Annotated in this window: 11 protein-coding genes; 6 read left to right on the top strand and 5 right to left on the bottom strand. The window is 69.6% G+C overall.

What is annotated here, in order from left to right; all coding sequences use genetic code 11:
• The first annotated feature begins 184 nt into the window (after window positions 1–184).
• Window positions 185–2,296, top strand: coding sequence for an excinuclease ABC subunit UvrB (gene uvrB / locus IG98_RS0129265; RefSeq protein ID WP_030919228.1), 2,112 nt, complete (start codon window positions 185–187; stop codon window positions 2,294–2,296).
• 302 nt (window positions 2,297–2,598) lie between these two features.
• A complete protein-coding gene (locus IG98_RS0129260; RefSeq protein WP_030919225.1) occupies window positions 2,599–2,910 on the top strand; it encodes an Rv3488 family transcriptional regulator in 312 nt (103 codons plus the stop codon).
• 28 nt (window positions 2,911–2,938) lie between these two features.
• Here IG98_RS0129260 and IG98_RS0129255 read toward each other — a convergent pair whose 3' ends face one another.
• A complete protein-coding gene (locus IG98_RS0129255) occupies window positions 2,939–3,685 on the bottom strand; it encodes a hemerythrin domain-containing protein (protein WP_030919223.1) in 747 nt (248 codons plus the stop codon).
• Window positions 3,686–3,907: 222 nt separating this feature from the next.
• On the opposite strand from IG98_RS0129255, the gene IG98_RS0129250 reads away from it, so the two are divergent.
• Window positions 3,908–5,173, top strand: coding sequence for an APC family permease (locus IG98_RS0129250; protein WP_030919215.1), 1,266 nt, complete (start codon window positions 3,908–3,910; stop codon window positions 5,171–5,173).
• Window positions 5,174–5,218: 45 nt separating this feature from the next.
• Here the strand turns inward: IG98_RS0129250 and IG98_RS0129245 are convergent, their stop codons facing one another.
• The 4 genes from IG98_RS0129245 to IG98_RS0129230 form a co-directional block, all read right to left on the bottom strand.
• Complete coding sequence (locus tag IG98_RS0129245; RefSeq protein ID WP_157594585.1) at window positions 5,219–5,833, bottom strand: hypothetical protein; 615 nt, start codon at window positions 5,831–5,833, stop codon at window positions 5,219–5,221.
• A 52-nt stretch (window positions 5,834–5,885) separates the two neighbouring features.
• A complete protein-coding gene (locus tag IG98_RS0129240; RefSeq protein WP_030919209.1) occupies window positions 5,886–6,485 on the bottom strand; it encodes a DUF4126 domain-containing protein in 600 nt (199 codons plus the stop codon).
• Between the two features lie 298 nt (window positions 6,486–6,783).
• Window positions 6,784–7,917, bottom strand: coding sequence for an NAD(P)H-dependent flavin oxidoreductase (locus IG98_RS0129235; protein WP_030919206.1), 1,134 nt, complete (start codon window positions 7,915–7,917; stop codon window positions 6,784–6,786).
• 89 nt (window positions 7,918–8,006) lie between these two features.
• Window positions 8,007–8,804 (bottom strand): acyltransferase, encoded by a 798-nt coding sequence (locus IG98_RS0129230; RefSeq protein ID WP_084195741.1) that lies wholly within the window; start codon window positions 8,802–8,804, stop codon window positions 8,007–8,009.
• 156 nt (window positions 8,805–8,960) lie between these two features.
• Between IG98_RS0129230 and IG98_RS0129225 the strand changes: the two genes are divergently transcribed.
• The 3 genes from IG98_RS0129225 to IG98_RS0129215 are packed head-to-tail and all read left to right on the top strand — an operon-like array spanning window position 8,961 to window position 12,214.
• Complete coding sequence (locus tag IG98_RS0129225; protein ID WP_030919200.1) at window positions 8,961–10,631, top strand: CTP synthase; 1,671 nt, start codon at window positions 8,961–8,963, stop codon at window positions 10,629–10,631.
• Complete coding sequence (locus IG98_RS0129220; protein WP_211264146.1) at window positions 10,628–11,275, top strand: NUDIX domain-containing protein; 648 nt, start codon at window positions 10,628–10,630, stop codon at window positions 11,273–11,275. Before IG98_RS0129225 ends, IG98_RS0129220 begins: the two co-directional genes overlap by 4 nt.
• A gap of 12 nt (window positions 11,276–11,287) precedes the next feature.
• Window positions 11,288–12,214 carry a tyrosine recombinase gene (locus tag IG98_RS0129215; RefSeq protein WP_030919193.1) on the top strand — a complete coding sequence of 309 codons (927 nt, stop codon included), beginning with the start codon at window positions 11,288–11,290 and terminating at the stop codon, window positions 12,212–12,214.
• The last annotated feature ends 7 nt before the right edge of the window (window positions 12,215–12,221 follow it).

Here is a 12,221-nt window from a genome sequence, read left to right as displayed (position 1 = left end):
GGACATCACACCTCCGAGGTAGTCGTATGTCAAAAGCTCGATATATCACGCTTTGTGAACACGGGCACGCCGGTTAGTAAAGGGGACCCCGCTTGCGGTTCACTTGCCGTGCGGTTAAGCCGGTCACCCCGGCGGGGGACCGTACGGAGAAGGATTGTCGGTCACGCCGCCTACAGTGGAACAGGTGAGGCCGGTAACAGATTTGCAGCGCAAGGTGGCTCCCTTCGAGGTCGTCACCGACATGACCCCTTCGGGCGACCAGCCCACCGCGATCGCCGAGCTCGAACGGCGCGTCAAGGCGGGTGACAAGGACAACGTCCTGCTGGGCGCCACGGGTACGGGCAAGACCGCCACGGTCGCCTGGCTGATCGAGCGCCTCCAGCGACCCACCCTGGTCATCCAGCCCAACAAGACGCTCGCCGCGCAGTTCGCCAACGAGCTGCGCGAGATGATGCCCAACAACGCGGTCGAGTACTTCGTCTCCTACTACGACTACTACCAGCCCGAGGCGTACGTCCCGCAGAGCGACACCTACATCGAGAAGGACTCCTCGATCAACGAGGAGGTCGAGCGGCTGCGCCACTCGGCGACCAACTCGCTGCTGACCCGCCGTGACACGATCGTGGTCGCCTCGGTCTCGTGCATCTACGGCCTGGGCACCCCGCAGGAGTACGTCGACCGCATGGTCAGGCTCAAGGTCGGCCAGGAGATCGAGCGCGACAGCCTGCTGCGCCGCCTCGTCGACATGCAGTACACCCGCAACGACATGGCCTTCACCCGGGGCACCTTCCGGGTGCGCGGCGACACCGTCGAGATCATTCCCAAGTACGAGGAGCTCGCCGTCCGCATCGAGATGTTCGGTGACGAGATCGAGAAGCTCTCGACCATGCATCCGCTGACCGGCGAGGTGATCACCGAGGACACCGAGCTCTACATCTTCCCGGCCTCCCACTACGTCGCGGGCGCCGAGCGGATGGAGAGCGCCGTCCGGGGTATCGAGGCCGAGCTGGCCGGGACGCTGGAGACCATGGAGCGCCAGGGCAAGCTCCTTGAGGCCCAGCGGCTGCGCATGCGCACCACCTACGACCTGGAGATGATGCGCCAGATCGGCACCTGCTCCGGCATCGAGAACTACTCGCGCCACATGGACGGCCGCGAACCGGGCAGCGCGCCCAACACCCTGCTCGACTACTTCCCCGAGGACTTCCTGCTGGTCCTGGACGAGTCCCACCAGACCGTCCCGCAGATCGGCGCGATGTACGAGGGGGACGCCTCTCGCAAGCGCACGCTCGTCGACCATGGCTTCCGCCTGCCGTCCGCGATGGACAACCGCCCGCTGAAGTGGGAGGAGTTCCTGGAGCGGATCGACCAGACGGTCTACCTGTCGGCCACTCCCGGCCCCTATGAGCTGGGCCGCTCCAAGGGAGACGTGGTCGAGCAGGTCATCCGGCCGACCGGCCTGATCGACCCCGAGGTGATCGTCAAGCCGACCACGTCGCAGATCGACGATCTGATCCACGAGATCCGCGTCCGCACCGAGAAGGACGAGCGGGTCCTGGTCACCACGCTGACCAAGAAGATGTCCGAGGATCTCACCGACTACCTGCTCGAACTCGGCATCCGGGTCCGCTATCTGCACAGCGAGGTCGACACCCTGCGCCGCATCGAGCTCCTGCGCGAGCTGCGGATGGGCGAGTTCGACGTGCTGGTCGGCATCAACCTGCTCCGCGAGGGCCTCGACCTGCCCGAGGTGTCGCTGGTGGCCATCCTCGACGCCGACAAGGAGGGCTTCCTCCGTTCGGAGACCTCCCTGATCCAGACCATCGGCCGCGCGGCCAGAAACGTCTCCGGCCAGGTGCACATGTACGCCGACCGGATCACCCCCTCCATGGAGCGGGCGATCGACGAGACCAACCGCCGCCGGGCCAAGCAGATCGCCTACAACGAGGCCAACGGCATCGACCCGCAGCCGCTCCGCAAGAAGATCGCTGACATCCTCGACTCGCTCAACCGGGAGGACGCCGACACCGCCCAGCTTCTCGGCGGCAGCGGTCGCCAGCAGTCGCGCGGCAAGGCGCCCGTCCCCGGGTTCGCGGTCAAGCAGGCGGGCCAGCATGCCAGGGCGATCGCCGGAGAGATGCCCAGGGCCCAGCTGGAGGCGCTGATGGAGTCGCTCACCGAGCAGATGCACCAGGCCGCCACCGACCTCCAGTTCGAGGTCGCCGCCCGGCTCCGTGACGAGATCAAGGAGCTCAAGCGAGAGGTCCGCGACATGCGCGAGGCCGGCGTCTCCTGATGCACCCGTGGTCGAGGTGGCGTGCACGCGTACCTCGACCACGGACCCACCGGTGGCTCGCCGCGTGGGCGACCCGGGCCGGGAGAGCGAGGGGAGACGAGGCGGGCGGCCGGGCCGGTGTGAAAACGGCTGTGCGAACGGCTCGCCGGCGACGACGTTCGATCTCAACCGTCTCCGATGAGTCCCGATGGTGGCGATCTGACGCGGTATGGCGGGGAGAGATTAGTATCGGCTCCCGATATCGGTATCGTCATTCCTCTGTCGCCGAGCGTTCACCGGCGACGCGGAAGGCAGGGGGGCGGATGCGGGAGTTTCTCCGTGGTGCGGTGCGGCTGCACATCCTGCACCACGCGGCCGAACAGGACATCCACGGTGCGTGGATGGCAGAGGAGCTGAAGCGGCACGGGTATGCGATCAGCCCTGGCACGCTGTATCCGACCCTGCATCGGCTGGAGGCGGACGGGTTGCTGACCTCTGAGCAGCGCACCGTCGAGGGGCGAGTGCGCCGGGTGTATCGCGCGACCCGGGCGGGCCGCGCCGCCCTCACGCAGGACCGGGCCGCGCTGGCCGAGTTGGCTCGCGAGCTCCTCACCGAGGCCGAGTGGCGGCCCTAGATCATGGGGATGGCGGCCGGCACGGGTTTCACACCCGCGGGGTGAACCGGGCCAGGTCGTAGATCCCGAGAGCCTTTTCGATGTCGGCGACCTGGCCGACCACGCCGGTGAATCCGCTTTGGCCGAAGCGGCGGTGCTCCTCGTCCTCGAAGGTCTCTCCCAGCCGGAGGAACTCCCTGGCAGGGACGACGTCGCGAAAGACGGGGAAGACGACAGTGTCCTCGCGGGCCTCGTGTGGCTCGTACATTCGGATGAACGCGGCCATGGCGGTGACCAGTTCGCGGCGAGCCCGCGTCTGCGGTGTGGCGGATGCGCCGGTGGCCCGCAGGATGTGATCGGTCAGGACGCGACCTCTCTGATGCTGAAGCAGTAGAACCGAGACGGTGTCGGTGAGCTTGCCGGCCTCTCGCAGCCGCGGGAACACGTACTGTTCTTCCAGATGCTCGTGGTAGTCCTGGATGAAGCCGCGGATGATGCGTGCCCCGGCGTTCAGCGGCTGAGCCGGCAGTGGCTCGCCACCCTCGATCCGCCGGATCCCCTCCCGGTAGATCAGCAGGATGCGTTTGAGTACCCCGTGTTCACGCATGAGATCTTCCGGTGGTGTCACCGGCACCTCCTGCTCCTGGGCGGCGGACCCCGACGGGGGCGGGGACGCCCCGGCTTCGACCAGGCTCGCCGAGCCGCCGCAGGCGGCAAGGGGGAGACCTCCCGCCATGGCGGCGGACAGTCCCAGTAGGTCACGTCGGCGCACCTCGGGCGAGTGTGAGCTTCCCATCGGGCCCCCTTTTTTTCCGGCCGCTGTCTCACCGTCCCTGCCTCCGGGTCATTCCCGTGGGGCAGGACCTCACGCGATGACCTTGGCAATGCTCCCGTCGGCTGCGCACATCGCGGTCACGGCTTTGCCGGCCGGTTCCGGGGCCGGGGGATTCCTGCACGGCTCGACTCGATATCGTGAACCGATATCGAGTTTCGTTTTGCGCCGGACGGAGCGTGTGCCATGGCGGAGGTATCGGCCGGAGCCGGGCAGCAACGGCTGGAGCGTCGCCTGGGGCTGGGTGACGCGGTGGTGATCGGCCTGGGCGCGATGATCGGAGCCGGGGTCTTCTCCGCGCCGGCCCCCGCGGCCGCCGCGGCCGGATCGGGACTGCTGCTGGGGCTGGCGCTCGCGGCGGCGGTGGCCTACTGCAACGCCACCTCCTCGGCACGGCTGGCGGCACGCTACCCCGCCTCCGGCGGCACCTACCTGTACGGCCGGATGCGCCTGGGACCCTTCTGGGGATACCTGGCGGGCTGGAGCTTCGTGGTCGGCAAGACCGCCTCATGCGCGGCGATGGCCCTGACCGTCGGTCTCTACGTGTGGCCGGGGCACCAGCGGGAGGTGGCCGTGGCCGCGGTGACGATGTTGACCGCGCTGAACTACACCGGGGTACGGAAGGCCGCGTGGCTGACCCGCACCATCGTCGTGGTCGTGCTGGTCGTGTTGACCGCCGTGGTGGCGGCGGGCCTGATGAGCGGGCCCGCGTGGCCCGCCCTGCCGGGCGTCGTCTCCGAGGCCGGCGTGGGCGGGGTGTTACAGGCCGCGGGCCTGCTGTTCTTCGCCTTCGCCGGATACGCCCGCATCGCCACCTTGGGTGAGGAGGTGCGGGATCCCGCTCGCACCATTCCCCGGGCGATCTCCATCTCGCTGGGCGTCACCCTGGTCGTCTACGTCTGCGTGGCCGCCACCGCCCTGGCCGTCCTCGGTCCTCGGCGCCTTGCCGAGACCTCCGCGCCACTGGCCGAGGTGGTCGCTGCCGCCGGTCTGCCGGCCCTGGTCCCGGTCGTCCGCGCCGGCGCCGCGGTCGCGGCTCTGGGTTCGCTGCTCGCGCTGATCCTCGGGGTTTCTCGCACCACCATGGCCATGGCCAGGGACCGGTACCTGCCGCCCGCCCTGGCCGCCGTTCACCCGCGCTTCAAGGTGCCGCACCGGGCGGAACTCGCCGTCGGCGTCATCGTCGTCGTACTCGTGCTGACCAGCGACCTACGCGGCGCGATCGGGTTCTCCTCCTTTGGTGTCCTGGTGTACTACGCCATCGCCAACGCCTCCGCCTGGACCCTGCCCCCCGGTGAAGGCCGCCCGCCCAGGGCCGTTCCCGTCCTCGGACTGGCCGGTTGCGTCGCGCTGGCCTTCAGCCTCCCGCCGACGGCGGTGCTCACCGGCAGCGCGGTCCTGGTGATCGGGGCCGTTCTGTACGGGGCACGCCGGCGGCTGAGCCGCCGATGACCCCACCCGAGGTCTCCGCCGTGAGCGGCGACGGCACGCGCCGGGTCAGCGGAGGTCTTCGGGGAGGGAACGGTTGATCGTGGTGCGTTTGTAGAGCTCGTCGATCTGGTCCAGCGGGTCGGGGGCCCGGCGGCGGGCCTCGATCTCCAGGTCGGTGCGGTCCTGGATCTGGTCGATGCCCCCGGCCGAGTGCGCCATCTGGTCGTTGCGCAGGTCGGCCCTGATCCGGGCACAGGACGTGGTCAGCTTGGCGTGGTGCTCGCGCAGGCGGCCCAGCGCCGTGTGGTCGATGTAGGGCGAGACCCGCCGCTCCTGGGCGTAGTGGGCGAGCTGGGCGTCGAGCTGCTCGGCGTGCGTCGCGATCTCTCCCACCAGCTGAGGCAGATCGCCCAGTCCCCAGCCGTCGCGCAGCGCGTGGTCCACCGCCTGGCGGGTCAGGGAGACCTCGCGCCGCAGGTCAAGACGCATCCGCTCGGTCTCCGCGGCGTCACCGGTGCCCATCGCGGCCATCTGGGAGGCAACCCGGGTGGAGACGCTCTTGGCCTTCTTTGTGGCCTTCTTGCCGATCTTGACCAGCAGATAGATCCCGGCTGCTCCCAGGAGAAGGAAGAACAGCAGGATCATCAGCAGGATCATGAGGAATTCGCCGATCGGAACCACCTCCCCATGGGGGTTGGACGAGATGTCTAGAGCATAGTCCGCGAGCGCGGCCTCATCGCAGGCTCGGTTCGGCTGCCCGGCGCCGCCTCCGTCGCCGTATCCTGCGGGTCGTCCACCAGGCGAGCAGCGCCAGCCCCGCCACCACCAGGATGACCAGGACGGGCAGGAAGATCGCCACCAGGCTGATGCCCAGTGCCCCGGCGTCCTCGACGGTGCTGACCACGGGCGCGCCCACCCCGGCCGTGGTGGCGTTCACCACGGGCCTGGCGGTCGTCTTCATGATGTGCACGGCCAGCGCGATCCCGATGCCCAGCACCCAGCTGAGCCAGGGGTTGTGGCTCATCCAGGTCGAGCCGTCCAGCCGGGCCGCGGCCTCGGTGGCGCTGAAGACGACGCCGCCGGAGGCCGGGCGGACGACGGTCTGGATCATGTCGTTGACGCTGTCGACCACCGGGACCTTGTCGAACACGAACTCCGCCAGGAGCAGCACGCCGATGATCCCGAGCACCCAGCCGTTGGAGAGCCAGGCGAACTCCTGCGGCAGCCGTACCTGGTCCGTGAAGTTGGCGAGCAGACCGACCACCAGCAGCGGGATGTAGGCGTTGAGCCCGGCCGCGGTGGAGAGCCCAAGGCCCGTCAGTGCCGCGAGCATCGCACCTCCATTGTCATCTCTGCCCCCTCCAACGTCTCATGGCGGCTGATCGATCCCGCCCGGTTCCCTCTCCCGGTATCACTCCGGTCTCGGTGGCCGCTTCGGTGAGCCGGGAGGGTCCCGGGTGACCGGGGGATACGGAAGGAGTCCGTCGGGCGTCACCGAGGCCGGGAAGTCCACCGAAACCGGGGCGCGCTGAAACAGCTGACACAGAAGGAGCCGGAGGAGGGGGAGAGCGGGAGAGAGCGGAGGGGCGAGGAGGGGCGAGGAGGGAAGGTGAGGGAGGTGAGGGAGCCGGTCAGGTGCCGGTGAGGCGGTCGAGGCGCTCGACGGCGGTGGCGAACTCCTCGATCATGTCGTGGACCACCCGGCGGGCCGGTCTGATCTGGTTCATCTGTCCGACCACCTGCCCGACGAAGTAGGTGGCGAGTTCCCCGGCGCCGGGGGAGCCGCTCTCGGCGGCCTTGCCGATCCTGGCCATCGCCCCCTCGGCGAGGAGCATCTGCAGCGGCATCGGCAGCGCGCCCGGGCTCTCCGGGGCCCCGTCCCACTCGTCGGTCCAGGCGGATCTCAGCTGCCGGGCGGGCTTGCCGGTCCGCGACCGGGACCGCACGGTGTCGGAGGAGGTGGCGGCCAGCATCTTCTGCTTGACCAGGGGCAGGGTCTCGGCCTCCTCGGTGGTCAGCCAGACCGAACCGCACCACACCCCCTCGGCGCCCAGCGCGAGCGCGGCGGCCATCTGGCGTCCTCCCGCGATGCCGCCGGCCGCCAGCACCGGGACGTCCACCGCGTCCACGACCTGGGGGACGAGCACCATCGTGGAGATCTCGCCGGTGTGGCCGCCCGCCTCGGAGCCCTGGGCCACGATCACGTCGGCTCCGGCGGCGACCTGACGGCGGGCGTGCTCGACGGTACCGACCAGCGCGGCGACCGGTACCCCGGCCTGCCTGGCCTTGGCCGTCATCTCCGGTGGAGGCGGGCCGAGCGCGCTGGCGATGAGACCGATCGGGTGCTTGAGCGCCACGTCGATCAGCCCGATGGCGCCCTCGGCGGTCACCTGGCGGCCCATCTCGTCGGCGTAGTCGGCCGTGGCGCGGGTGAACGCCTCGGCCCCGCCCACGCCGTACTTGCCGAGCAGGTGTGCCACGAAGTCGCGGTGCCGCTGGGGGATGTGGTCGGTGAGGCTGGTGTTCCGGTTGGCGGCCGAGGCGTCGATCCTGCCGGGAACGAGCACGTCCACCCCGTACGGGCGGCCGCCGACGTGTTCGTCGATCCAGCTCAGCTCGGTGTCGAGCTGCTCGGGGGAGTAGGCGACGGCGCCGAGCACGCCGAACCCGCCCGCGTTGGTCACCGCGGCGACCACGTCGCGGCAGTGGCTGAAGGCGAAGAGCGGGAACTCGACGCCGAATCTCTCACAGATCATGGTCCGCATGAGGTGACCGTAAGTCACAGAACCTTGTTCGGTCCAGTGCCGCGACCGGGCGTGGAGCCGGGTGGTCGCGATCTCCGTTGCGGGGGGTGTCAGGCGGTGTGGACGGGGTCGGCGGGGGGAGGCGGTACGGCCGGTCCGGCCAGGGCGCCGGTCGGCTCTGCGGTCTCGCCCTCCGGGTCGCCAGGGGTCTCCGGGCCGTGAGGAGTCTTCGGGTCGCCAGGGGTCTCCGGGCCGGGGGGCTCCGCGCCGCCGAGGTGAGGTGGCAGCCAGCCTTCGCCGGGCACGTAGTGGCGTACCACCTTGGCGGGGATGCCCGCGATCACGCTGTGGTCGGGGAACTCCCCGCGCACCACGGCCCCGCCCGCCACCACGCACTGCCTGCCGATCCGGGTGCCCGGCAGGATGATCGCACCGGTGCCCAGCCATGATCCCGACCCGATGGAGACGGGGTTGTTGCGCGGCCACTGGCGGCCGATCGGCATCTCGGGGTCGTCGTAGACATGGTTCTGGTCGGTGATGTAGACGTACGGGCCGGTGAAGACGTGGTCGCCGATGTCTATCGACTGGTGGCCCACGATGTGGCTGCCCCGGCCGATGGAGCAGCTTCCGCCGATCCGTACGATCGAGTTCGGGCCCAGGTCCACCCCGGGGCCCATGCCCGCGGAGATGGAGACCCGCTCGCCGATCAGGGTGTGGTCGCCGATCTCGACCCAGGCCTCGCCGAAGATGGCTCCGACCGGGAACGACAGACAGGCGCCCTCGCCGAGGCGCCGGAACCGGTATCCGGCAGGACTGGCGGGGCTGATGGTGCCGGCCGCACGGGCTGCCGCCCAGAGTCGGTGGATCAGGCTGCCCACAGCACGCCGTACCACCCCACGAAGTGACATAACGGATCAAGTTACTGCTTGGTTGGGTTTGGTAGGAATGCGGGTGGGGGTTGTTCGGGCACTTCGCCGGTACCGTTTGATATTCTGAGAGCCCGTGGACCTGTAGGCCATTCACAAGGGTGTGCCGACTGATCTTCAACGACCACGGGAGCCTTCTTGCGCAGCGCCGCACACACCAAGCATCTGTTCGTCACAGGCGGCGTCGCCTCCAGTCTGGGTAAGGGGCTGACGGCGTCAAGCCTCGGCCGTCTTCTCAAGCTGCGCGGCCTGCGGGTCACCATGCAGAAGCTCGACCCCTATCTCAACGTCGACCCCGGCACCATGAACCCGTTCCAGCACGGTGAGGTCTTCGTCACAGACGACGGCGCCGAGACCGACCTGGACGTCGGTCACTACGAGCGGTTCCTCGACACCGAACTGCACGGCTCGGCCAACGTGACCACCGGCCAGGTCTACTCCAACGTCATCGCCAAGGAGCGACGCGGTGAGTATCTCGGTGACACCGTGCAGGTCATCCCGCACATCACCAACGAGATCAAGGACCGCATCCGGTCGATGGCCGGCCCCGAAGTGGACGTGGTCATCACCGAGGTCGGCGGCACCGTGGGCGACATCGAGTCGCTGCCCTTCCTGGAGGCCGTCCGCCAGGTCCGCCACGAGGTCGGCCGCGACAACGTGTTCTTCCTGCACGTCTCGCTGCTGCCGTACATCGGGCCGAGCGGAGAGCTGAAGACCAAGCCGACCCAGCACTCGGTCGCCGCGCTGCGCAGCATCGGCATCCAGCCCGACGCGATCGTGCTGCGCTCCGACCGCCCGGTCACGAACGCGATCAAGCGCAAGATCAGCCTCATGTGCGACGTCGACGAGGACGCGGTCGTCTCCGCCGCGGACGCCGCCAGCATCTACGACATCCCCAAGGTGCTGCACGCGGAAGGCCTGGACGCCTACGTGGTGCGCCGCCTCGGACTGCCCTTCAGGGACGTCGACTGGAAGGAGTGGGAGCAGCTCCTGCGCCGGGTGCACCGCCCGGCCAACGAGGTCACGATCGCGCTCGTCGGCAAGTACATCGACCTGCCCGACGCCTACCTGTCGGTCACCGAGGCTTTGCGCGCGGGCGGTTTCGCCAACGACGCCCGCGTCAACATCCGCTGGGTGAAGAGCGACGACTGCGAGACCCCCGAGGGCGCGGCCCGCGAACTCGACGGCGTCGACGGCGTCCTGGTCCCCGGTGGCTTCGGGGTGCGCGGCATCGAGGGCAAGGTCGGCGCGATCCGGCACGTCAGGGAGAACAAGATTCCGCTGCTCGGCATCTGCCTGGGCATGCAGTGCATGGTCATCGAGGCGGCCCGCAACCTCGCGGACATCGAGGACGCCGGCAGCACCGAGTTCGACGAGGAGACCACCCACCCGGTCATCTCCACCATGGCCGACCAGCAGGACGTCGTCTCCGGCGAGCGCGACATGGGCGGCACCATGAGGCTGGGCCTCTACCCGGCCAGGCTCGGTGAGGGCACCCTCGCCCGCCAGCTGTACGGCATGGCGAAGGTCGACGAGCGCCACCGCCACCGCTACGAGGTCAACAACTCCTACCGCGAGCAGCTGGAGAAGGTCGGCATGGTCTTCTCGGGGCTCTCACCGGACGGCCGCCTGGTGGAGTACGCCGAGCTGCCCACCGATCTCCACCCCTTCTTCATCGGCACCCAGGCGCACCCGGAGTTCCGCTCCCGGCCGACCCGCGCGCATCCGCTGTTCAAGGGCCTGGTCGGCGCCGCCCTGGCGTACGCGGAGACCCGTGGCACCGTCGCCAAGGCAGGGCGGGGCAAGTGAGCGACACGCGAGGGGGGCGGAGCGAGGGCGTCCTGGAGGTCCTGGACGTCCCCGAGGAGTGGAAGGTCACCTCCTCCACCGAGCACTTCCGCGCCCGGGTCATCACCGCCGTCACCGACGCGGTGGTCATGCCGGAGGGCGAGGTCGCCAACCGTGACTACGTGATCCACCCCGGCTCCGTGGCCGTCGTCGCCCTCGACGACCGGGAGCGGGTCCTGATGATCCGCCAGTACCGCCACCCCGTCAGGCGGCTGCTGTGGGAACTGCCCGCGGGGCTGCGCGACGTTCACGGAGAGTCCCTGCAGGCGGGGGCGGCCCGCGAGCTCGCCGAGGAGGCGGGTTACCGGGCGGGCACCTGGCACACCCTCGTCGACGCCTTCACCTCGCCGGGAATGACCGACGAGCGCACCCGGATCTTCCTTGCCAGGGACGTCGCCCCCATTCCCGAGGGGGAGCTGGACTTCGTCCACCGGCACGAGGAGGCCGACATGCCGGTGGTCTGGATTCCCCTGTCCGACGCGGTTCGGCGTGCCATGGCGGGAATGATCCACAATTCCCAAGCCGTGGCCGGTATTCTCGCCGCATACGCCGCTTCGGCGGATGGATTCGCCTCGCTGCGGTCCGCCGACGCACCGGAGGCATGACAGGAGGACACCCTGAGCGAGACGGAGGCCGTCCTCCTGCGCTACCTTGCCCACCTGGCGGGGGAGCGGGGTCTGGCAGCCAACACACTGGCCTCCTATCGCCGTGATCTCCTGCGATACGTGGAGCACCTCAAGCACCGCGGTCGCGTCACGTTCGCCGAGGTCGCCGAGGACGACGTCGCCGCCTTCGTGGCGGCGCTCAGGGAGGGCGACGGGGAGCATCAGGCCCTCGTCGCCGCCTCGGCGGCGCGGGCCGTCTCCGCGGTGCGCGGGCTGCACCGCTTCGCGCTGAGCCAGGGCCTCTGCCGCCACGACCCCGCCCACGAGGTGCGCCCGCCGCGCCAGCTCAGGCGGCTGCCCAGGGCGATCAGCGTCCGCGACGTGGAGCGTCTGATCGCCGCCTCCGGGCCTGACGGCGCCCCTCTCACCCTGCGCAACCGGGCACTGCTCGAACTGCTGTACGGCACCGGCGCGCGCATCTCCGAGGCGGTCGGGCTCACCGTCGACGACGTCGAGCTGGGGACGGAGGCCCAGCGGGTGCGTCTGCGGGGTAAGGGCGGACGTACCCGCCTGGTGCCCCTGGGCGGCTTCGCGGGAGAGGCGCTGGGCGCCTACCTCACCCGTGCCCGCCCCCGCATCGCCTCCCACGGCCGCGGCACCTCGGGGCTCTTTCTCAACGCCAGGGGTGGCCGGCTCACCCGGCAGGGGGCCTGGGAGGTGCTCCAGGGCGCCGCCGAGCGCGGCGGGCTCGAAGGAGTGTCGCCACATATGTTGCGACATTCGTTCGCAACCCACCTCCTTGACGGCGGTGCGGACGTTAGGGTGGTTCAGGAACTACTCGGCCACGCCTCGGTGACCACCACCCAGGTGTACACGCAGGTCACGGTCGACAGGCTCCGGGAGGTCTATGCCGTGGCGCATCCGCGCACGCGGGATTGACCTTCCT

Origin of the sequence: Streptosporangium amethystogenes, assembly GCF_000721075.1 — a bacterium.
In the GTDB taxonomy this organism is placed as follows: domain Bacteria; phylum Actinomycetota; class Actinomycetes; order Streptosporangiales; family Streptosporangiaceae; genus Streptosporangium; species Streptosporangium amethystogenes.
The sequence above is the reverse complement of the archived record's forward strand: the minus strand, read 5'-3'. Positions and strand labels throughout refer to the sequence as shown.

What these genes read in the sequence shown, in the direction of transcription:
- IG98_RS0129235 (WP_030919206.1), bottom strand. Translation starts at nt 7,917, where the DNA reads ATGCGGACCATGATCTGTGAGAGATTCGGCGTCGAGTTCCCGCTCTTC.
- IG98_RS0129250 (WP_030919215.1), top strand. Translation starts at nt 3,908, where the DNA reads ATGGCGGAGGTATCGGCCGGAGCCGGGCAGCAACGGCTGGAGCGTCGC.
- IG98_RS0129260 (WP_030919225.1), top strand. Translation starts at nt 2,599, where the DNA reads ATGCGGGAGTTTCTCCGTGGTGCGGTGCGGCTGCACATCCTGCACCAC.
- IG98_RS0129255 (WP_030919223.1), bottom strand. Translation starts at nt 3,685, where the DNA reads ATGGGAAGCTCACACTCGCCCGAGGTGCGCCGACGTGACCTACTGGGA.
- IG98_RS0129230 (WP_084195741.1), bottom strand. Translation starts at nt 8,804, where the DNA reads ATGTCACTTCGTGGGGTGGTACGGCGTGCTGTGGGCAGCCTGATCCAC.
- IG98_RS0129240 (WP_030919209.1), bottom strand. Translation starts at nt 6,485, where the DNA reads ATGCTCGCGGCACTGACGGGCCTTGGGCTCTCCACCGCGGCCGGGCTC.